15 protein-coding genes and 1 pseudogene are annotated in these 20,527 nt (G+C 69.4%); 8 read left to right on the top strand and 8 right to left on the bottom strand.

Annotated features, from left to right (window positions below; translation table 11 throughout):
• Position 1: 1 nt before the first annotated feature.
• A complete protein-coding gene (locus tag AC3WRN_RS07025; RefSeq protein ID WP_162840142.1) occupies positions 2 to 160 on the top strand; it encodes a hypothetical protein in 159 nt (52 codons plus the stop codon).
• Here the strand turns inward: AC3WRN_RS07025 and AC3WRN_RS07020 are convergent.
• The 4 genes and pseudogenes from AC3WRN_RS07020 to glk form a co-directional block, all read right to left on the bottom strand.
• Complete coding sequence (locus AC3WRN_RS07020; protein ID WP_492622431.1) at positions 157 to 1,221, bottom strand: acyltransferase family protein; 1,065 nt, start codon at positions 1,219 to 1,221, stop codon at positions 157 to 159. The genes AC3WRN_RS07025 and AC3WRN_RS07020 overlap by 4 nt on opposite strands.
• Positions 1,218 to 3,527, bottom strand: coding sequence for a beta-N-acetylhexosaminidase (locus tag AC3WRN_RS07015; RefSeq protein WP_492622430.1), 2,310 nt, complete (start codon positions 3,525 to 3,527; stop codon positions 1,218 to 1,220). Before AC3WRN_RS07015 ends, AC3WRN_RS07020 begins: the two co-directional genes overlap by 4 nt.
• 120 nt (positions 3,528 to 3,647) lie before the next feature.
• A pseudogene (locus AC3WRN_RS07010) lies at positions 3,648 to 6,369 on the bottom strand (TonB-dependent receptor).
• Between the two features lie 100 nt (positions 6,370 to 6,469).
• Positions 6,470 to 7,567: a glucokinase gene (gene glk / locus AC3WRN_RS07005; protein ID WP_492622429.1), complete on the bottom strand. Its 1,098-nt coding sequence runs from the start codon at positions 7,565 to 7,567 to the stop codon at positions 6,470 to 6,472.
• Between the two features lie 427 nt (positions 7,568 to 7,994).
• On the opposite strand from glk, the gene AC3WRN_RS07000 reads away from it, so the two are divergent.
• Both AC3WRN_RS07000 and AC3WRN_RS06995 read left to right on the top strand, forming a co-directional pair.
• Positions 7,995 to 9,281 carry a sugar MFS transporter gene (locus AC3WRN_RS07000; RefSeq protein WP_068094153.1) on the top strand — a complete coding sequence of 429 codons (1,287 nt, stop codon included), beginning with the start codon at positions 7,995 to 7,997 and terminating at the stop codon, positions 9,279 to 9,281.
• Between the two features lie 276 nt (positions 9,282 to 9,557).
• The gene (locus AC3WRN_RS06995; RefSeq protein ID WP_068094151.1) at positions 9,558 to 10,634 is read left to right on the top strand and encodes a LacI family DNA-binding transcriptional regulator; all 1,077 of its coding nucleotides are present in this window, start codon (positions 9,558 to 9,560) and stop codon (positions 10,632 to 10,634) included.
• Here the strand turns inward: AC3WRN_RS06995 and AC3WRN_RS06990 are convergent.
• From AC3WRN_RS06990 to AC3WRN_RS06975, 4 genes are all read right to left on the bottom strand, one after another.
• Positions 10,627 to 12,228 (bottom strand): S10 family peptidase, encoded by a 1,602-nt coding sequence (locus AC3WRN_RS06990; protein WP_492622428.1) that lies wholly within the window; start codon positions 12,226 to 12,228, stop codon positions 10,627 to 10,629. The two genes, AC3WRN_RS06995 and AC3WRN_RS06990, sit on opposite strands and share 8 nt — an antisense overlap.
• A gap of 91 nt (positions 12,229 to 12,319) precedes the next feature.
• Positions 12,320 to 13,177 carry an EamA family transporter gene (locus AC3WRN_RS06985; RefSeq protein WP_492622427.1) on the bottom strand — a complete coding sequence of 286 codons (858 nt, stop codon included), beginning with the start codon at positions 13,175 to 13,177 and terminating at the stop codon, positions 12,320 to 12,322.
• 52 nt (positions 13,178 to 13,229) lie between these two features.
• Entirely contained in the window at positions 13,230 to 14,096 is an 867-nt protein-coding gene (locus AC3WRN_RS06980) for an MBL fold metallo-hydrolase (protein ID WP_492622426.1), read from the bottom strand.
• 120 nt (positions 14,097 to 14,216) lie between these two features.
• Positions 14,217 to 15,077 (bottom strand): helix-turn-helix transcriptional regulator, encoded by an 861-nt coding sequence (locus AC3WRN_RS06975; protein ID WP_235604383.1) that lies wholly within the window; start codon positions 15,075 to 15,077, stop codon positions 14,217 to 14,219.
• Positions 15,078 to 15,313: 236 nt separating this feature from the next.
• Between AC3WRN_RS06975 and AC3WRN_RS06970 the strand changes: the two genes are divergently transcribed.
• The 5 genes from AC3WRN_RS06970 to AC3WRN_RS06950 all read left to right on the top strand — a co-directional run bounded on the left by AC3WRN_RS06970 (position 15,314) and on the right by AC3WRN_RS06950 (position 20,502).
• Complete coding sequence (locus tag AC3WRN_RS06970) at positions 15,314 to 15,568, top strand: hypothetical protein (protein WP_068094568.1); 255 nt, start codon at positions 15,314 to 15,316, stop codon at positions 15,566 to 15,568.
• 75 nt (positions 15,569 to 15,643) lie between these two features.
• Complete coding sequence (locus AC3WRN_RS06965) at positions 15,644 to 16,102, top strand: MarR family winged helix-turn-helix transcriptional regulator (protein ID WP_068094141.1); 459 nt, start codon at positions 15,644 to 15,646, stop codon at positions 16,100 to 16,102.
• A gap of 24 nt (positions 16,103 to 16,126) precedes the next feature.
• Positions 16,127 to 17,617 carry an efflux transporter outer membrane subunit gene (locus AC3WRN_RS06960; protein ID WP_492622425.1) on the top strand — a complete coding sequence of 497 codons (1,491 nt, stop codon included), beginning with the start codon at positions 16,127 to 16,129 and terminating at the stop codon, positions 17,615 to 17,617.
• Between the two features lie 8 nt (positions 17,618 to 17,625).
• Entirely contained in the window at positions 17,626 to 18,834 is a 1,209-nt protein-coding gene (locus tag AC3WRN_RS06955) for an HlyD family secretion protein (RefSeq protein WP_068094136.1), read from the top strand.
• Positions 18,835 to 18,975: 141 nt separating this feature from the next.
• Entirely contained in the window at positions 18,976 to 20,502 is a 1,527-nt protein-coding gene (locus AC3WRN_RS06950; RefSeq protein ID WP_492622424.1) for a DHA2 family efflux MFS transporter permease subunit, read from the top strand.
• The last annotated feature ends 25 nt before the right edge of the window (positions 20,503 to 20,527 follow it).

The raw sequence follows: 20,527 nt of genomic DNA, 5'->3' as shown, positions 1-20,527 counted from the left end.
CATGGGCTGCCTGCCGATCCTGCTGCTGTTTCCGCTGGGCTTCGGCATCGGCTACCTGATCGATGGAGAAATCGGCGGCCTGTGGGGTGCAGGCATCGGCTTCGTGCTGGGGCTGCTGTCGATGGCGCTGTTCATCCTGGCACTGCGCCGGCGCCACTAGAGCTTGAGGTGGATGCCGCGCCAGTCCATCGCCCGCACGATCAGCCACCACAGCGCCACGAACGCCGCGGCGAATGCCAGCGACGGCAGGTACGGGCCGAACCGCGGCGTCATCCAGCCGGCGAACAGGTGCCGGTAGATCGGCGGCTGCCAGCCCAGCGCGGGCAGCAGGACCTGCATCAGTTCGGAACCGGCGTAGGCGGCGATCGCGTTGATGCCGAGGCGGCGTCCCCATGCCGGCCAGCCGCGCCGGTCGATCAGTGCATGGAACGCCAGCAGCGCCAGCGTGGCCCAGCCCGTGGTCCACAGCACGAACGAGGGCGTCCACAGGTTCTTGTTGAACGGCAGCCACGGTGACCACGACGCGCCGAGCAGCAACGCCAGCAGGCCCGCGAGCAACAGGCGCCGCGTCTGCCCGGCACGCAGCCAGCAGCCGGCGCACAGGCCAAGCAGGCTGCTGGCGATCGCGCCCAGCGTGCTGAGCAGGCCTTCCGGATCGTGCACCTGCCCCGTGATCGCGTTGCGTTCCCATGCGTAGTGGCCGAACACCGCGCCATCGACGCGATCGGCGATGTTGATCCATTTCTCCAGCGTGCCACCGGAAAGCAGGATGACGGTATAGCCCACGAGCAGTGCCACGATGGCGACCCACCACACACGGCGCGGCGTGTAGATCGCCAACATCGCCACCGCGGCGAAACACGCGCCGATGCGTTGCAGCACGCCGGGCCAGCGCATGTCGCTCCCCGGCAGCCACCACGCCGCCAGCGCGTTGATCAGCACGCCCAATGCGAGAATGCGCAGCGCGCGCCACAGCGCCGCATTGCGCAGCACGGACGGTGCCACGCCCTGCTCCAGCCGCGGAAGAATCGCCAGCGCCACCGACACGCCGAGCACGAACAGGAAGAATGGAAAGACCAGGTCGGTCGGCGTGCAGCCGTTCCACGACGCGTGCTCCAGCGGCCAGTAGACGTGGCTCCAGTCGCCGGGATCGTTGACCAGCAGCATCGCCGCCACGGTGCAGCCGCGCAGGGCGTCGAGCGAGGCGAGGCGCCCGTTCATGGCGCAGGCACCAGCGCCACCCGGGCCAGCGCGTACAGCGGCCCGTCGGTGGGCGCGGTGTAGACCAGGCACAGCACGCGCTCGCCCTGCTGCGCCGGCAGCGCGGCCTCCAGCGTGAAGTTGCGCGCGCTGCGGGCGGGATCGGGCAATGGCAGGCTGGCCAGTACCGGCCCGTCACACTGGTCGGCATGCACCACCAGTTCGCCGAACGGCGTGGCGTGCGGGCGTGACACCACCAGCCGCGCCTCGTGCGCCAGCGCGTAATTGCGCGGCAGGCGCACCGCGTCGACACGGATCGCGGCGACCTCGTCCATCCGCGTGGCGGGGAACAGCTGGCAGCTGTCGAACACGTTAACCGCGTACACCGGCCCAGTGCTGGCGGCGTCGGGCAGCGGCTGCAGGCGCAAGCGGAAGTCGCTGCCGGGACAGTTCGCCAGCAGGCTGCCGGGCAGGCTGAGCAGGCTGGCGCGATCGAGCGCGCGCGCGCGCGGGGCGGCCAGCGCACTGCCGTCTGCGGCGAAACTGGCGGCCCGCACGGTGACGGGCAGCTTCAGCACGAGCGGCGCGCCGTAGCGCGGCGAGGCCGCCGTGGGTGTGCTGCCGTCCAGCGTGTAACGGATCGCGCCGAAGCCGGCCTGGTTGGCCAGCGTCACCGTGGCGCGGCCGGTGGCCAGCGCCACATTGCGATCCGTGGCGATCTCCACGGCGAAGGCGCTGTCGGCCACGTCGACGTGTTGCGCGCGGTAGCGCCCGAGCTGCGCCGGCAGGCGGGCGAGGAAGCCCGGCCAGTTGTTCGTGACGGCAGGCGACCAGGCCACTTCACTGAGCGCGTCCAGCCGCGGGAAGGCGGCGTGTTCCACGTGGGCAAACGTGGGCATGTGCTCGGTCCACAGGTTGGCCTGCACGCCCAGCACGTGCTTCGCCTGCGCCGCGTCCAGCACGGCGGGCACGGTCGGGAAGCCGTACACGTCCTTCAGCGACTCCACGCCGAGGCGGCCGGCGTAGTCGTCGGCCAGCGCGCCCTGCACGTGGTCGAAGTACAGGACCGGCGCGGGCGACAGCACCACGTCGTGGCCCAGCAGCGCCGCCTTGATCGCGCCGTCGAGGCCGCGCCACGACATCACCGTGGCGTCGGCCGGCAGGTGGTCGCTGTCGAGGATCTCGTCCCAGCCGATCAGCTTGCGGCCGTGCCGGTCGAGGTAGTGGCCGATGCGGTCGATGAACCAGCCCTGCAGCGCGTTTTCGTCCTTCAGCCCGAGCGCATGCAGCTTCGCCTGCACCGCGGGCGAGGCCTGCCACTGGTCCTTGATCGCCTCGTCGCCGCCGACGTGGATGTAGGTCGACGGGAACAGCGCCATCACCTCGTCGAGCACGTGCCCGATGAAGACGAAGGTGGCGTCGTCGACGTTGTACAGGTACGGGTTGATGCCCCAGTTCGCCGACACCGCCGGACGCTGGCCGGTGACGCCCAGCTGCGGATACGCGGCGACCGCCGCCTGGGCGTGGCCGGGCATGTCGATCTCCGGCACCACCGTGATGTGGCGCGCGCCAGCGTAGGCGACGATGCGGCGGATCTGCTCCTGGGTGTAGAAGCCGCCGTAGCGCTGCGGCTCGCCGTCATGCCCGGCATCCGGGGGCGTGCGCCACGCGCCGAGGCGGGTGAGCTCGGGGTAGCGCCTGATCTGGATGCGCCAGCCCTGGTCGTCGGTGAGGTGCCAGTGGAAGGTGTTGAGCTTGTGCTGGGCCATCTGGTCGAGCAGGCGCTCGATCTCTTCCTCCGTCTGGAAATGCCGCACGGAATCCAGCATCAGCCCGCGCCAGGCGAAACGCGGCTGGTCGCGGATGTGCAGCGCGGGTATCCGCACCGCGCCGTGCTCCGCATCGGGGGTGAGCAGCTGCCACAAGGTCACCGCGCCGTAGAACAGGCCGGCGTCGTCGCGTGCGCTGATGCGGATGCCGTCGGGCGTGACGTCCAGCGCGTAGCCTTCGCGGTCCGCCACCGGCGCGGCAGGGTCGAGCCGCAGCACGATCGCGTGCGCGGCGGCACCATCGCGCTGCAGCGGCAGGCGCAGGCCGCGCGTGCGCGCGACCAGGTCGGCGAGCCAGGCGCCGGTGCGCCGGGTCGGGGCGATCTGGTCGCCGAGCACGACCGGCGTGCGCGCATCGACGGTGAAGACGCCGGCGTCGGTCCGCAGCTGCGCCGGCAGCGGCAGCAGGGAGGGAACCGGCGGATCGGCGGCCCGGACGAGGCCGGCGAAGCCCAGTGCCAGGATCGCGCAGCCGAGCAGGATGAAACGGCGGGTCATCGGCGGTCTCCGTCGCAGCAGGTGCGTCACGCTAGCAAAAAACGGGCCCGGCAAGGTTTGTCCGGGCCCGGTTGGGGAGGATGCGGAGCCGTCCGTGGCCCGCTTCGCGGTGGAACAGGCTCAGAGCTTGAAGCGCAGGCTCAGGTAGTACTGCCGGCCGTTGTCGTAGAACGCGTACGGCTGCTTCCCGTAGGTGGCGTTCTGCGTGTAGTACTTCAGCTTCGGATTGTTGAGGTTCATTGCGTCGAGCAACAGCGAGATGTGGTCGTTGAGCTGGTAGCCCAGCGACACCGCGAGATTGCCGATGCCCTGCTGGAAGTAGGTGTCGGTACGGCTCACTCCGGCATAGAACGCCGAACGGTAGGTGTAGCTGACGCGGGCGTTGAACTGCTTGTTCTCGAAGTAGCCCGACACGTTGTAGGTGTTCTTCGAGGTGCCCTGCAGCGGCTTGTTGCCGGTGGCATGGCCGTCGGCATAGGTGTAGTTGGCCTGCACGCCGAAGTTGTCGCCGATCGGCTGGATGTAGTTCAACTCCACGCCGCGGACCTGGCCGTTGACGTTGGTCGGCACGCTGATCAGGTAGTTCGAGAACACGTCGTGGCCGGCGGCCTGGCTGGCCGGCATGTCCTTGAAGCTGCGGGTCTGGTTGCCGAAGCTGACGTAGGTCCTTCAGGTTCATCGCGTACACGCCGGCCGACAGCAGGCCGCGTGGCGCGAAGTACCATTCCGCCACCGCATCGAAGTTGCTCGACACCAGCGGCCTGAGCTGCGGGTTGCCGCCGCTGCCGGTGTGGGTGAGGTCGTCGGCCGAGACCGAGCCGGCCAGCGCCGAGTAGTCCGGGCGGGTCATCGTCTGCGACGCGGCGAAGCGCAGCAGCAGGTCGTCGGTGACGGCGAGCTTGAGGTTGGCGCTGGGCAGGAACTTGTCGTAGCTGTGCCGGTAGGTGTTCCAGTAGTAGTCGCCGAAGGCCGAGCCGGTGATCGGGCCGGTGGACGTGGTGGCTTCGCGGTCCGGCGCGGTGCTGCTGTAGCCGATGTCCTCCTTGGTCTTCACGTAGCGCACGCCGATATTGCCGCTGGCGATGCCGGACTCGAAGTTCAGCTGCAGGTAGGCGGCCGTGTCCTTTTCCCCGACCCGGTAGATGTCGTTGAAGTAGAAGCGCCCGACCGGATCGCGGTTGGCGAACTTCGCGTCGATCTGCGCCAGCTGGGCCGGCGTCCAGAACCAGATCGGGCCGGGGAAGCTGCCGCCCAGCGAGCCGTTGAAGCCGCCCGGATAGCTGCTGTAGGTGCCGGTCGGATAGGCGGCCGGGTTCTGCCAGTCGGAAGCCCAGTTCGGGCCCTGCGCCACTTCGAACGGATTGGCGCGGGTGTGCTTGGCGTAGCGGCCGCCGAACTGCAGCGAGGTGAACGCGTCGTTGTCGAAGCTGAGCTCGCCGTCGAACTGCGCCCAATCCTCCTTGTCCTTCACCTTGATGCCCTGGCCGCCGAAGATCCAGCCGGCCGACGGCAGGATGCCCGACGGCGAGCTGTTGTCGCCGCCCAGCGTCCAGTTGATCGGCTGGCCGATGCCGCGCATGCCCCAGCTGGCGCCGGCGCCGCTGGCGGTACCCAGCTCGATCACGTCCTGGGTCGGGCTGCTGCCGGTGCCGCGGGTGGTGCCGATCTGGCCCTTGAGGTCGAGGTGGTCGGTGACGCGCCAGTCGGCATCGAGGGTGAGGTACTTCGACTCCGACGACGCGCCGGGGCGGGAGATCTGGTCGTACACGCCGTAGGCGCCGGTGCCGCCGGCGATCGAGCCGCTGGTGACCACGTTGTTGTTGATCGCATTGGCGGTCAGCACGCCGCCGTTCGCCAGCGCGCTGCTGGCCCACATCATGTAGTTGCGGTTGTAGTTGTCGGCCTTGAGCTTGGAATAGAAGCCGCTGAGGTCGAGCGTGAGGTTGTCGGTCGGCTTGACCTGGAAGTCGATCACGCCGCCCTTGCGCTCGCGCTGCTGGGTGAACAGCACCGCGCCGATCTCGTTCGGGTAATAGGCGGTGTTGCCGCCGACCTTCGTGGGCAGGTAGCCGCCCACCACCTCCTGGCCGTTGCGCTGCAGGCTGCGCTTCTCGTAGAAGCCCTGCACCAGCACGCCGACGGTGTTGGCGTCGTTCTTCCAGTTGAACAGGCCGCTGAACTGCGGCTTGGTGTCGCCAGGCAGGTCCGAGTACACGCCGCCGATCGAGGCCTCGGCGGTGATCGGCTTGGCGAACTCCAGCGGCTTGCGGGTGATGATGTCCACCGAACCGGCGCTGCCGCCTTCGACGATGCTGGCCTCGGAGGTCTTGTGCACCACCACCTGGCTGACGATCTCCGACGGCAGCAAGGTGTAGCTCACGCTGCGGCCCACGGTCTGCACCTGGCTCAGCACGAACCAGTCGCCGGTGCCCACGGTATGGCCGTTGACCAGGGTCTGGGTGAGGCTGGGCGCGGTGCCGCGCAGGCTCACCCGGTCGCTCTCGTCGAAACCGCCTTCGCTGGCGCTCGACGAACTGATGTTGACGCCGGGCAGGCGCTGCAGCGTGTCGGCCACGTTCTTGGCCGGCAGCTTGCCGATGTCCTCGGCGGTGATGACCTCGACGTGCGAGGCCGCTTCCTTCTTCAGCGCCAGCGATTCGGCCTCGCTGTTGCGGATGCCGGTGACGATCACCGTGCTCAGGGTCCTGGCCTGTTTTTCCTTCGTGTGGTTCTGCCCGGACGGGTTGTCGGCATTCTCCTGGCTGTCCTGCGCATACAGCGCGCCGGAAACGCACAGGCTGGCGATGATGCTCGCGGCTAGCAATGTCTTGCGGTAGTTCATGATCTCCTCCCCTCAGAGGCTGGCTCGAATCAAGACCGGCATGACGACGGTCGCGGATGTGGTGCAAAGGCTGGCTCGGCGCCGTGCTGCCGGATGGCGGTCATCTCATCGCTCCGTCCCGTCCATCCAGAAACCAGCCTGCGGCGCCGATGACACCAAGCTGGCCGTGCTCGATCAGTCGTACTGGAACCTGTTGCAGATAGGCGCGCATCACGCCCTTGTTGAAGTAGCGCTCGGCGAACGTGCTGGTGCGCAGGAACGGCTGGATCTGCGGCAGGATCCCGCCGGCCAGGTAGGCTCCGCCGCGGGCGCCGTACAGCAGCACCAGGTCGCCGACGAAGCTGCCGAGCAGGCCGCAGAAGATTTCCAGCGCCTCCACCGCGGCGGCGTCGTGGCCGGCCAGCGCGGCGCCGGTCACCTCGGTCGGCGTCAGCGCGCGGGCGCTGTCGGCACGCAGCTCGCACAGCGCGCGATAGAGCCTGAGCAGGCCCGGGCCGGACAGCGCGTCCTCGAACGACACGTGCGCGCGCTGGCGGTGGAACAGCCGCAGGATCTCGATCTCGCGCTCGCTGCCGGGCGCCAGCGACACCTGCCCCGCCTCGGTGGCCAGCACCTGCGCGCGCGGCTGGCCCGGCAGCAGCACCGCCGAACCCAGTCCGGTGCCCGGCCCCATCACCAGCACCGGCCCGGGTGACGGCGGCAGCGTGGCGTCGATGACCGGCTGTGTCTCGTCGGCGCCGATGAACTGGGTGGCGTAGGCCAGCGCCTCGAAATCGTTGATCACCATCAACCGCCGGATGCCTAGGCCGTCGCGGATCTCGCGGATCGACACCGGCCACGGCAGGTTCTCGTTGACGATCGCGTCGTCCAGCACGTAGCCGGCGCAGGCCACCGCGCAGTGGCGCAGCTGTCCGCGCAGCGCCGCGTGCGGCGTGCCGCCCAGCTGCTCGACGAAATCCTGCAGCATCGCGGCGAGGCCGGACCAGTCGGCGCAGCTGTAGCGGTGGTAATGCAGCACGCTGACCGGCCGCCGGCCGGCCGTCCGGCCCACGACCAGGCCGATGCGCGCATGCGTGCCGCCGACGTCGGCCGCCAGGAACGGCTGCCCCGGACCCGGCATGTCCGAGCCGGCCGGATGCGACGCTCCGGCAGGCGCCGCCGACTCCGCCGCATGACGCTGGTTCGCGACTTCCCCCACGCTGTTCTCCCGTGGCCGATGGTTCCCCGATCCGGACGCGCCGGATCGGCGCGGGCCGGCCTGATTCGGGCGGAGTCTGTCGCTACGATGACAACGTTGTCAATCGGGTCAAAGCCGATTTTCGCAACATTCGATGCGGCACCGCGTCATGGCTGTCGCGGCACTCCTGAGCACGCACCTCAGGTGATCGGATTTTCGGCTTTATGTGACGCGATACCGCTGAAAATCACCCGAAGCCCATGGCCTGCTGCATCGCCACATGAGCCATCGCAAATGGCCGTCCAGACGGCTCGGGCGCGGCGGCAACCGGAAGTCGTCCGTCGGCACGAATTGACAACGTTGCACTTTTCAGCGAATAAAGAGACATCCCGTCTGTCCCGGCCATCCGGCCGAAGCGACACGGCCGGGCTCCGGGGAGAACCAGATCATGGCGACAACGCAGGCGGCGATGCAGGCCGATCGCACCAACCTCGGGCCGATGCTGGTCATCGGCCTGCTGTTTTTCATCTTCGGCTTCGTCACCTGGCTCAACGGGCCGCTGATCGCCTTCGTCAAGCTGGCGTTCGATCTCGACGACGTGAATGCGTTCCTGGTGCCGATGGCGTTCTACCTGTCGTATTTCTTCCTGGCGCTGCCGTCGTCGTCGGTGCTCCGCCGCACCGGCATGAAGAAGGGCATGGCGCTCGGCCTGTTCGTGATGGCGGTCGGCGCGGTGCTGTTCGGCCAGTTCGCCACCATGCGGATGTATCCGGGCGCACTGACCGGGCTGTTCGTGATCGGCGCCGGGCTGTCGCTGCTGCAGACCGCGTCCAATCCCTACATCAGCATCCTCGGCCCGATCGACAGCGCGGCGCAACGCATCGCCTTCATGGGCATCTGCAACAAGCTGGCCGGCGCGATCGCGCCGTTCGTGTTCGGCGCGCTGGTGCTCAGCGGCATCGGCACGTTCGGCCAGCAGGTCGAGTCGGCGCCGACGCCGCAGGCACGCGAGGCCCTGCTCGACACGTTTGCCGGCAAGGTGCACCTGCCGTACATGGTGATGGCGGCGCTGCTGGTGGCGCTGGCGATCTGGATCGCGCGCTCGCCGCTGCCGGAGATCAAGCCTGCCGGCGCCAACAGCGAGCAGGCGATCGGCCACCGCGACGGCAGCATCTTCAGCTTCCCGCACCTGTGGCTGGGCGTGCTGTGCCTGTTCCTCTACGTCGGCGTGGAGGTAATGGCCGGCGACGCGATCGGCACCTACGGCCAGGGTTTCGGCCTGCCGCCGGACGCCACCAAGCACTTCACCTCGTACACGCTGGTCGGGATGCTGGCCGGCTATCTGGCCGGCCTGGCGCTGATCCCGCGCTTCATCACGCAGCAACGCTACCTGGCGGTATCGGCGGTGCTGGGCGTGGCCTTCGCGATCGGCGCCTACCTCACCCACGGCTACCTCTCGGTGGCGTTCGTGGCGGCGCTGGGCTTCGCCAACGCGATGATGTGGCCGGCGATCTTCCCGCTGGCGATCAACGGGCTCGGCCGCCATACCGAGGCGGGCTCGGCGCTGCTGATCATGGGCATCGCCGGCGGGGCGGTGGTGCCGCAGCTGTTCGTGCACCTGAAGCAGCACATCGACTTCCAGCTCGCCTTCACCGCGCTGGTGGTGCCGTGCTACCTGTACATCCTGTACTACGGACTGGCCGGCCACCGCGTCGGCCAGCGCGCGGCGCAGTGAGCGCTGGTGAAAACGGGCTCTCAACCCGGCCATGGATGGCCGGACGCGAGGCGGGCACGCAAATACCGGAGTCGCGGTCGCGAGTACGGACCTGACGCCGGGCTTGCGACCGGGAAATCCACCGGAGGTGGATTTTTTCCACAGGCACCGAGCCGCGGATTCGCCACGGTCCGGGCCATACGCTAGGATGCATGCGCCGCCGCGTCCGTGCGCGGCCCCGTCGGCACCATGGCGCGACCGGCGTATCAGGCCCTTTCGATACACGAGGTTCAGCGGGTGCGCAGCGCCACCATCAAGGATGTCGCGGAACGTGCGGGCGTCTCACTGAAGACCGTTTCGCGCGTGATCAACAACGAGCCGTCGGTGCACCCGCGCACGCGTGCGAAGGTGCAGCGCGAGATCGACGCGCTCGGCTACCGGCCCGACCCTTCCGCGCGCAGCCTGCGCAGCACCCGCGCCTACGCGATCGGGCTGGTCTACGACAACCCGAACGCGCACTACGTGATCAACCTGCAGCACGGCGTGCTGGCGGCATGCCGCGCGAACGGCTTCGGCCTGCAGATCCACCCCTGCGACTCCTCCTCGCCGAAGCTGGCCGACGAGCTGCGCGACCTGGCGCAGCGTTCGCGCCTGGCCGGGCTGGTGCTGGCGCCGCCGATGTCCGAGCAGCCGGCGCTGATCGAGGCGCTGAGCCAGGCGCAGGTGCCGTTCATCCGCATCATCTCGGCGCGCCGGGATCCGCAGGACGGCCACCCGTGCGTCTACGTGGACGACCGCGATGCGGCCTACGCGATCACCGAACACCTGATCCAGCTCGGCCACCAGCGCATCGGCTTCCTGTGGGGCGGCCTCGGGCACCGCTCCAGCCAGGAGCGCTACCAGGGCTACGCCGATGCGCTGAAGGACTACGGCATCGCGCTCGACCGCAAGCTGATCGTGCCGGGCGACTACACCTTCGACGACGGCTTCCGCGGCGCGCGCAAACTGCTGGCGCTGAAGGACCGCCCCAGCGCGATCTTCGGCTCCAACGACGAGATCGCCGCCGGCGTGCTGGCCGCGGCGCATTCGGACGGCATCAACGTGCCGTACGAGCTGTCGATCGCCGGCTTCGAGGACAGCCCGTTCTCCAAGCAGTCGTGGCCCGCGCTGACCACCGCGCGCCAGGCCACCGAGGAGATCGCGCGGCACGCCGCCCAGCGGCTGATCGGCGACCTGCAGCGCGTGGCCAACGGCGAGCCGGTCGGCAGCGTCAACGAAGGCTTCAGCCCCGAGCTGGTGGTGCGCGGCTCCACCGCGCCGCGGCACACCGCGCCCTCCGGACGCGGCGGCGGAAGGCGCAAACCGGCTACTTGACGTTGTCGGTCTGCCCGATGAAGCGGGCCACGTTGTCGTGCAGCAGCTTCAGCGACGCCTCGTGCGCGTACACCATGTGCCCGGACGGGTACCACGCATAGCTGATGTTGTGCTCCAGGCTGGCCGGGATCGGCAGGTGGTGCATCTCGTAGTCGGCGGCGAAGTACGGCGTGGCCAGGTCGTAGTAGCCGCCGTGCAGATAGACCTTGAGGTTGGGGTTGGTCTTCATCGCCATGGCCAGGTCCGGCATCACGTTGGTCGACGACTGCAGCGCCTCGCCATGCACGCCGGGCGCCTTGTGCGAGAAGTCCCAGTGGTCGATGTCGGCGAACAGCCGGTACTGCCGGCCCTGGCCGAACTTCAGGTCGCGCCGCACGTAGTCGTTGAAGGCGGCCACGTAGGCCGAACTGATCGCCGAGGACTGCGGGTCGTATTCGGAGCCCTTGCTCAGCGGGTCGATCGCCGGGCCGGAGAAGCGGCTGTCCAGCCGGCCGGTGGTGATGTCGCCGTCGGTCTGCAGCTCGTGCTCGAACATGCCGCCGGTCACGCGCAGGTCCGCCTTCAGCAGGTAGGCCACCGGCAGGCCGGTGTACTCGTGCAGCTTCTGCGCCACCGCCTGCTTGCGCGCATCGTCGAGGCGCGAGCCGGCCATCAGCGCCTGCGCGTAATCGCCCATCGCGTACTGCTCCACCTCGCGCAGGAACGGCTCCAGCGCAGCCGGCTGCCGCGGCAGCTTGTGGTGGTAGAACGCGGTGGCGGCGAAGGTCGGCAGCGCCAGCTCGTACGGCAGGTCGATGCCGGGATTGAACTCCGGCCCATCGATGCTGGTGTCGAAACTGAGGATCTGCGAGAGCAGGATCACCCCGTTGAGGTCGACGCTGTCCTCGTTCTCCAGGATGTTCGCCAGCACCGCCGAGCGGGTGGTGCCGTAGCTTTCGCCGAACAGGTACTTCGGCGAGTTCCAGCGGTCGTACTTCGACAGGAAGCGGGTGATGAACTGGGCGAACGCGTGGCCATCGCCGTCGACGCCATAGATCGCCTTCTTGCGCTCCTTCATCTGCTCGTCGCGCTTGGCCTTATCCCCGTCGTCCGCGATCAGCCGGCTGAAGCCGGCGCCGGGAGCGTCGATGAACACCAGGTCGGAGGCATCGAGCAGGCTGTAGTCGTTGTTGACCAGTCCGTACGGCGCCGCCGGCGTGTGACTGTCGTCGCTGGTGACCACGCGCTTCGGCCCGAACGCGCCCATGTGCAGCCACACCGTGGCCGACCCGGGACCGCCGTTGTAGATGAAGGTGACCGGCCGCTTCGTCGCGCTCACTCCCTTCTTGAAATAGGCCACGTAGAACATGCTGACCTGCGGCTCGTCCTCCTTGTCACCCGTGCCGTGCAGCACCAGCGTGCCGGCCACCGCCTTGTAGTCGACGCGATGCCCTTCGACCGACACCGAACCCTCGCTGGCCGACGACTGCGGCTCGACCAGCGCCGCATCGGGCTTCTCCGGCTTGGCCTTGTCGTCCTTCTTGTCCGGGGCGGCGACCGCGACCGCGCTCAACAGCAGTGCGGACAGCGCTGCCGCGAAAGGGAGTTTGCGCATGGCCGGGGTTCCGATGGCTGGGACGCCACCGCCCCGAAGCTGCCAGCATAGGCAGCGTGCCATGGCGATTTCATAGCCCAGAAGTCACTGCTCAGCCGCTGGCGATCAGCCCGATCGCCAGCAGCGCCAGCGCCACGCCGGCGAGGTTGAGCCGGCTCAGCCGCTCGCGGAACAGCAGCAAACCGACCAGCGCGCCCAGCACCACCACGCCGAGGTTCATGCTGGCGAACACCAGCGCCGGGTGCTGCGGCAGCGCGCGGTGGCCGCGCAGGTAGAACAGGATGTTGCCGAAGTTGGCCAGGCCGAGCAGCAGGCCGGCCAGCGGGCTGCGCGCGGTGAAGCGGGTGTGCCCGCGCACGCGCCGCCACAGCTGCAGCGCGAAAGCGACCAGCAGCGCCAGAGCGAACATCGCCTGCAGCGCGGCGCCCAGCGGCACGCCGGCCTGCGCCACACGCTTGAACAGGATATCGATCACGCCGAAACCGCCGAACACCAGCAGCGGATACAGCCAGCCGGCCGCGCCGCCCGCGCCTGCACCATGCCCGCCGCGCCAGACCATGCACAGCAGGGCGAGCAGGCCCAGCGCGATGCCGAGCGCCTTGAAGGCGGTCAGCTGCTCGCCGAACAGCGCGAACGCGGCGAGCAGCGAGAGCAGCAGGGACAGCCGCTGCGCCGCGTCGCTGCGCACGATGCCGGCATGGCGTACCGAGGCAGCCAGCGCCAGGAAGATCGTCGGCAGCAGCACGCCCAGCGCGGCCAGCGCCAGCCACGGCGAGCCCGGTTCGCGCAGCGTGGCCAACGACGGCTGCAGCAGCAACGCGGTGAGCGCGCCGGCCACCACGTAGTTCCAGGCGATCGCCTGGCCCACGTCGACCTCGAAACGGCGCGCCAGCTTCAGCAGCACCGAGACCAGCACGCTGCACGCCACGCTGAGCAGGACGTAGATCATCGGTCACTCCGACGACGGCAGACCGTCGGGTTGCCGCCGCATCGACGCCCGCTCACAACGCATCCAGCGGAATCTTCAAATAGCGCACGCCGTTGTCCTCGGGCGGCGGCGGCCGGCCGGCGCGCATGTTCACCTGCACCGCGGGCAGCAGCAGCGCCGGCACCTGCAGCGTGGCATCGCGCGCCTCGCGCAGGCGCACGAACGCGTCCTCGTCGATGCCGTCGCGCACGTGGATGTTGTCGCGGCGCTCGTCGCCCACGGTGGTCTCGTGCACGAACACGTCGCGGCCGGCGGGCTTGTAGTCGTGGCAGAGGAACACCCGGGTTTCCTGCGGCAGCGCGAACAGGCGCCGGATCGAGCGGTACAGCGTGCGCGCGTCGCCGCCGGGGAAGTCGCAGCGCGCAGTGCCGTAGTCGGGCATGAACAAGGTATCGCCGACGAAGGCCGCGTCGCCGACCAGGTGGGTCATGCACGCCGGCGTGTGACCCGGCGTGTGCAGCGCCACCGCCTCGATGCCGCCGACCATGTAGCGCTCGCCGTCCGTGAACAGGTGGTCGAACTGGCTGCCGTCGCACTTGAAGCCGGCGCCCGCATGGAACAGCCGGCCGAACGTGTCCTGCACCTCGCGGACGCGTTCGCCGATGCCCAGCCGGCCACCCAGCTGCTCCTGCACGTACGGCGCCGCCGACAGGTGGTCGGCATGCACGTGGGTATCGATCACCCAGTCCACGTCGAGTCCTCGCGCACGCACGAACGCGATCAGCGCATCCGCCGACGCGTGGCCGGTGCGGCCAGCGGCCGCGTCGTAGTCGAGCACGCTGTCGAACACGGCGGCCCTGCCGCTGGCCGGGTCCCAGGCCACGTAGCTGAAGGTATGGCTGGCTTCATCGAAGAAGGCCTGCACGGCGGGACGCGGCATCGTCATCTCCCTCCATGGCGCGGTGACTTGGGCGCGCGAGGCGCCGGGATGGGAGCCATGATTTCGTTTCCTGTGTGCACGGGCGTGGAGATTATCGCCGTTGTGCGACCGGCCGCCGCATCATGCCGGTTGCGTGGCCTGTTCCGCGGCGAGGCGCCGGGCGACGCGCGCGAAGCTCGCGGCGGTCGCGGCATTGGCCGGCGCGAAGAAGAATGCGGTGGCGCGGTCGACGTGGTCGCTGTCGCGGACCGGCAGGCGCATCGAGTGGATGCTGAGGTCGCCGAACGCGGGGTGGAAGAACGGCACCGTGATCGCGCTCAGCGGCGCGGTGTGGCAGCGCTGCCACAGCTCGACGAACTCCGTGCTGGCCGCGTTCAGCGCCTCGACCAGCTGCTGGAAGCGCGGGTCTTCCGGATGCGCGGCCTGGTTCATGCGGAACATGCCGAGCAGGTTCAGCGCGCCATTCTCGAAATCCGGGTACAGCCGCCGCCGCGCCGGGTTCATGAACGCGTTCCACAGGTGATTGTCGGCGAACGGCCCGCCGAACTCGCCGAAGTCGTACAGGCATTCGGCCATGCGGTTCCACGCCAGCACGTCGAATACCGTGTCCAGCACGAAGGCCGGCGCCTGGTACAGGTCCAGCACCTCCTGCATCACCGGCGGCAGGCCGAAGTGGTGCTCCGGCACGTCGGTGCGCGCCAGTCCCATCAGCGCGAACAGGTAGGCCTCGTCGGTCGGCGACAGCGCCAACGCGCGGGCGATCCGCGCCAGCGCCGCGGCCGACACGTTGATCGCGCGCCCCTGCTCCAGCCACGTGTACCAGGTGACGCCGACCTGGGCCAGCGCCGCCACCTCCTCGCGACGCAGACCCGGCGTGAGCCGGCGCGGCCCGCGCGGCAAGCCGGCCACCTCGGGCGTGAGTGCGGCGCGGCGTGCGCGCAGGAAGGCCTTCAGCTCGGCGCGTTGCATGGAGGTGCTCATGGACATGCCCGGGTGGTAGTGGGAGTACCAGCAGTGGGGACTGCCTTCCCATGCTAGCGGCAGCGATCTACCGTCGCCTGTCCCCCAAGTCATGCGCCCCGCGTGACCGTGACGCCGGCGATGCAGCCATGCCCGTCCGCGGCGCACCTCCCCAGCCGCCACAGCCCGTACTGCAACCGCCTGTCACAGCGCGCCGCGCGCAGACGTCCTTGCGTCAGCCCATGCAGGAGATCGACATGTCGTTACTCCCCGTACCCACCCCTGTCCACGCCTCGCGCGCCGATGCGCTCACCGATTTCGTGGTGCACGCCCAGTTGATGCTGGATCCGGCCACCCCGGAATCGGTACGCCGCGAAGCGGAACCTCGCCTGCTGGCGCAACTGACGACCTTGCAGGCGCTGGGCGTGTTCGAACTGTTCACCATCCGCGACCCGGCGTTGCGCGCGCTGGTGCACGACGAGCTGCAGGCGCACCGGATGCGTGCCGCCTGACATCTTGCTGGAGCAAATACATGCCAGAATATATTTGCCTTGACAAATATACCTGAGGCAATAGAATGCGCGGCCATGAACACCGAACCGCTCGCCTTCGCCACCCCCAGGGAAAGCCTCGGCGTCCTGCTCGGCCTCGTCCGCACGGAGATCGTGCGCGCGATGGAGGCCGAGCTGGCGGCCAAGCAGCTGGACCTGCGCTTCACCCAGTTCCTGATCCTCAAGCGGCTGGCCCGGCTCGGCCCGATGTCGGCCAGCGAGCTGGCCCGCTCGGTGGAACTGGACGGCGGCGCGATGACCCGCCAGCTCGACCAGCTCGAGCACAAGGGCTACCTGCGCCGCTGCCCGCATGAGCTGGACCGCCGCGCCCTGCGGATCGAGCTGACCGACGCCGGCAACGCGCTGTGGCAGGAGTTGACCGACTGCAACGACCGCGTGCTCACGGCAGCCCAGCGCTCGCTGGACGAGACCGAACAGGTGCAACTGCACGACTACCTGGAACGCGTGCTGCACGCGCTTCGCGACAAGAACTGACCCTTTCCCCCCCTGGACTCTTCCATGCGTCTGCATCGACTTGCGGCTGCGGCCGCCCTGACCCTCGCGCTGGCCGCTTGCGCCAGCGGTGGCGGCCTGCACCCGGACGGCAGCCCGATCGATCCGTCCACCCTGAACGCCGAACGCAGCCTGGCCGGGGTGAACGTGTCGCCCGCCGGCTGGCCGGCCGGCGACTGGTGGAGCGGGCTGGGCGACCCGCAGCTCGACGCGCTGATCGCCGAGGCCCTGCACGACAACCCCGGCCTGGGCGTGGCCGACGCGCGGGCCCGCGCCGCCGAGGCCGAAGCCGGCCTGGCCGACGCCGCACGCGGGCCGGTGGTGAACGCGGGCGCCAGCGTGGCCGGCGCACGCCTCCCCACCACCGTGCTGCCGGCCAAGGCCGGCGGCGGCCATTTCGCCCTGGCCAAGTACGCCGATCTCAGCTTCAAGTGGGGCCTGGACCTGTGGGGCGGCAAGCGTGCCGCCTGGCAGGCCGCGCTGGGCGCCTCGCGTGCCGCCGAGGTGGATGCCCGCGCGGCGCGCATCGAGCTGTCCGGCAACGTGGCCCGCGCCTATGCCCAGCTCGGCTACGCGTTCACCCGGCAGGACCTGGCCGCCAGCGAACTGCGACGCGCGCAGCAGTCGCGCGAGCTGACCCGCCAGCGCGTCGCCGCCGGCATCGACAACCTGATCCAGCTGAAACAGGGCGATGCCGAAGTGGCCGGCGCCGAGCAGCAGGCGGCGCTGGCCAGCCGCGCGGTCGACGCCGCGCGCTCGGCGCTGGCGGTGCTGCTGGGCAAGGGCCCGGACCGCGGGCTGCAGATCGGCCGGCCCCGGCTGCTGCCGCCGGCCGCGCTGGCGGTGCCGGCCGACCTGCCGCTGGATCTGGTCGGCCACCGCGCCGACCTGGTCGCCGCACGCTGGCGGGTCGAGGCCGCCGGCAAGGACATCAAGGCGGCGAAGGCCGAATTCCTGCCCAACATCAGCATCGGCGCGATGGCCGGCGTGATCGCGATGGGCGGCGGCAACCCGTTCACCCTGCCCGCGCGCTTCTACCAGGTCGGGCCGTCGATCAGCCTGCCGATCTTCGACAGCGGCCGCCTGCGCGCGAACCTCGCCGGCAAGGACGCGCAGTACGACCTCGCCGTGGCGCAGTACAACCAGACCCTGGTGGGCGCGCTCAACCAGGTCGCCGACGAGCTGTCCGCGCTGCAGTCGCTGCAGCAGCAGATCGCCGCGCAGCAGCGCGCGCAGGATGCCGCGGCGCAGGCCTGGGAGCTGGCCGAGCAGCGCTACAAGGCCGGCATCGGCAGCTGCCTGGAGTCGCTCAGCGTGCGCCAGCAACTGCTCGCCGCCGAGCAGGGCACCGCCGCGCTGGAAGCGCAGCAGGTCGATCTCTCGGTGCAGTTGATCCAGGCCCTCGGCGGCGGCTATCGCCCGAACGAGCAGGCCGACCGCGGCGCCTCCCCGGCGCAGGCCGACACCACCCCGTCTCCCCACTCTTCCCGTTCCTGAGGCATCCCATGTCCAGCCAGACCCTCCCCGATCCGAGCGGCGCCGCGAGCGCGGGCACGCCGGTCGTGCCGCCACCGAAGAAGAACCCGCGCGGCCTGCTGCTGCGCCTGCTCGGCGTCGTGGTGCTGCTCGCCGTCGCCGGATGGGCGGCGTGGTACTTCCTCGAAGGCCGCTGGTACGAGGGCACCGACGACGCCTACGTCAACGGCAACGTGGTGCAGATCACCCCGCAGGTGCCCGGCACCGTGGTCAGCATCGGCGCCGACGACGGCGACCTGGTGCACGCCGGCGACGTACTGGTGCAGCTCGACCCCAGCGACGCCGACGTGGCGCTGGCCGAGGCCAAGGCGAACCTGGCCAACACCGTGCGCAAGGTGCGCGGCCTGTACTCCAGCGTCAACGGGGCCCAGGCCGACGTGGCCGTGCGCCAGACCGCGGTGGACAAGGCGCGCGCCGACTACGACCGCCGCGTGGCGCTGGCGAAGTCCGGCGCGATCTCGGCCGAGGAGCTGGCGCACGCCCGCGACGCGCTGACCAGCGCCGCGAGCAACCTGGTCACCGCGCAGCAGCAGTACCAGACCAGCAAGGTGCTGGTCGACGACACCGTGGTCGCCTCGCACCCGGACGTGCAGGCCGCCTCGGCCCGCCTGCGTGCCGCCTTCCTCGATGACGTGCGCGCCACCCTGGTCGCGCCGGTGGACGGCTATGTGGCCAAACGCTCGGTGCAGGTCGGCCAGCGCGTGCAGCCCGGCGCCGCGCTGATGGCGGTGGTGCCGCTGCGCGGCGTGTGGGTGGACGCGAACTTCAAGGAGACCCAGCTCACCCGCATGCGCATCGGCCAGCCGGTGACGATCGAGGCCGACGTGTACGGCGGCGCGGTGGCCTACAAGGGCAAGGTGCAGAGCCTGGGCGTGGGCACCGGCAGCGCGTTCTCGCTGCTGCCGGCGCAGAACGCCACCGGCAACTGGATCAAGATAGTGCAGCGCATCCCGGTGCGCATCGTGTTCGACGACCCGGCCCAGCTGGACAAGCACCCGCTGCGCATCGGCATGTCGCTGAACGTGGACGTGAGCCTGCACGACCAGAACGGCCCGATGCTGTCGCAGCAATCGCCGACCCAACCCGCCTTCAGCACCGACGTATACAAGCAGCAGCTGGCCAAGGCCGACGCGGTGATCACGCAGATCGTCCACGCCAACATGGCCGGCGGCAAATAGCAACCGTGGCTCCCTCCCCTGCTTTGCAGGGGAGGGTTGGGGAGGAGTGCTCTTGATCTTTGAGTCAAGAGCTTCACCCCCTCCCAACCTCCCCCTGCTGCGCAGGGGGAGGAGCAGATCACCCATCACCGACCGATTCTGATGACCACCGAATTCCGCCCGCCCAACCTGGCCCTGAGCACGATCGGCCTGTCGCTGGCCACGTTCATGCAGGTGCTGGACACCACCATCGCCAACGTGTCGCTGCCGACCATCGCCGGCAACCTCGGCGTCAGCAACAACCAGAGCACCTGGGTGATCACCTCGTTCGCGGTGAGCATGGCGATCGCGCTGCCGCTGACCGGCTTCCTCAGCCGCCGCTTCGGCGAGGTGCGGCTGTTCACCGCCTGCACGCTGCTGTTCGCGCTGACCTCGTTCCTGTGCGGCGTGTCGCAGAGCATGGGCATGCTGATCCTGTTCCGCGCGCTGCAGGGCGCGGTGGCCGGGCCGATGTACCCGATCACGCAGAGCCTGCTGATCGGCATCTATCCGCCGGCCAAGCGCGGCATGGCGCTGGCGCTGCTGGCGATGGTGACGGTGGTGGCGCCGATCGCCGGCCCGATCCTCGGCGGCTGGATCACCGACAACTATTCGTGGCCGTGGATCTTCTTCATCAACGTGCCGATCGGCATCTTCGCCAGCATGGTGGTGGCGAACCAGCTGCGCGCGAAGGAGGAGAAGACCGAGCGGCCGAAGGTCGACTACGTCGGCCTGATCACCCTGATCATCGGCGTGGGCGCGCTGCAGATCGTGCTGGACAAGGGCAATGACGAGGACTGGTTCAACTCCACCTTCATCATCGTCACCAGCATCGTCTCGGCGATCGGCATCGCGGTGTTCCTGATCTGGGAGCTGACCGACAAGGATCCGATCGTCGACCTGAAGCTGTTCCGCCACCGCAACTTCACCGCTGGCACGATCGCGCTGATCCTGGCCTACGCGGCGTTCTTCGCGATCGGCCTGCTGGTGCCGCTGTGGCTGCAGCGCAACCTCGGCTACACCTCGACCTGGGCCGGCTTCGCCACCGCGCCGATCGGCGTGCTGCCGGTGCTGCTGACCTTCTTCGTGGGCAAGTACGCCACCCACTTCGACCTGCGCACGCTGGCCTCGATCGCGTTCATCGTGATGGCCGGTACCTGCTTCATGCGTTCGGACTTCTTCATCGGCATCGACTTCTACCACGTGGCTGTCGTGCAGCTGTGGCAGGGCCTGGGCGTGGCGCTGTTCTTCATGCCGATCCTGACCATCCTGTTGTCGGACCTGCAGCAGAACGAGATCGCCGCCGGCTCCGGCCTGGCCACCTTCCTGCGCACCCTGGGCGGCAGCTTCTCCGCCTCGCTCACCACCTTGCTGTGGGAGCGCCGCGCAGTGGCCCACCACGAGCAGCTGACCGAACACATCACCGCCTACAGCCCGACCGCGCAGGCGGCGATGGGCCAGCTCGGCCACGGCGACAACCAGCTCGCCGGCGGCATCATCAACGACATGATCACCCAGCAGGCCTACCAGATCTCGTTCAACGAGGTGTTCCACGCGCTGGGCTGGATCTTCCTGGCGCTGGTGCTGGTGATCTGGCTGGCCAGGCCGCCGTTCACGCCGAAGGCGCGCACCGTTTCCGGCGGGCACTGACGCGGGCGGCCCCGTTGGGCCGCCC

This window comes from Rhodanobacter sp. FW101-FHT13A11 (assembly GCF_058790335.1).
This window is presented reverse-complemented; position numbering and strand designations above follow the sequence as displayed.

What these genes read in the sequence shown, in the direction of transcription:
- AC3WRN_RS07025 (WP_162840142.1), top strand. Translation starts at nt 2, where the DNA reads ATGGGCTGCCTGCCGATCCTGCTGCTGTTTCCGCTGGGCTTCGGCATC.
- AC3WRN_RS07020 (WP_492622431.1), bottom strand. Translation starts at nt 1,221, where the DNA reads ATGAACGGGCGCCTCGCCTCGCTCGACGCCCTGCGCGGCTGCACCGTG.
- AC3WRN_RS07015 (WP_492622430.1), bottom strand. Translation starts at nt 3,527, where the DNA reads ATGACCCGCCGTTTCATCCTGCTCGGCTGCGCGATCCTGGCACTGGGC.
- AC3WRN_RS07000 (WP_068094153.1), top strand. Translation starts at nt 7,995, where the DNA reads ATGGCGACAACGCAGGCGGCGATGCAGGCCGATCGCACCAACCTCGGG.
- AC3WRN_RS06990 (WP_492622428.1), bottom strand. Translation starts at nt 12,228, where the DNA reads ATGCGCAAACTCCCTTTCGCGGCAGCGCTGTCCGCACTGCTGTTGAGC.
- AC3WRN_RS06985 (WP_492622427.1), bottom strand. Translation starts at nt 13,177, where the DNA reads ATGATCTACGTCCTGCTCAGCGTGGCGTGCAGCGTGCTGGTCTCGGTG.
- AC3WRN_RS06980 (WP_492622426.1), bottom strand. Translation starts at nt 14,096, where the DNA reads ATGCCGCGTCCCGCCGTGCAGGCCTTCTTCGATGAAGCCAGCCATACC.
- AC3WRN_RS06975 (WP_235604383.1), bottom strand. Translation starts at nt 15,077, where the DNA reads ATGAGCACCTCCATGCAACGCGCCGAGCTGAAGGCCTTCCTGCGCGCA.
- AC3WRN_RS06970 (WP_068094568.1), top strand. Translation starts at nt 15,314, where the DNA reads ATGTCGTTACTCCCCGTACCCACCCCTGTCCACGCCTCGCGCGCCGAT.
- AC3WRN_RS06965 (WP_068094141.1), top strand. Translation starts at nt 15,644, where the DNA reads ATGAACACCGAACCGCTCGCCTTCGCCACCCCCAGGGAAAGCCTCGGC.
- AC3WRN_RS06960 (WP_492622425.1), top strand. Translation starts at nt 16,127, where the DNA reads ATGCGTCTGCATCGACTTGCGGCTGCGGCCGCCCTGACCCTCGCGCTG.
- AC3WRN_RS06955 (WP_068094136.1), top strand. Translation starts at nt 17,626, where the DNA reads ATGTCCAGCCAGACCCTCCCCGATCCGAGCGGCGCCGCGAGCGCGGGC.
- AC3WRN_RS06950 (WP_492622424.1), top strand. Translation starts at nt 18,976, where the DNA reads ATGACCACCGAATTCCGCCCGCCCAACCTGGCCCTGAGCACGATCGGC.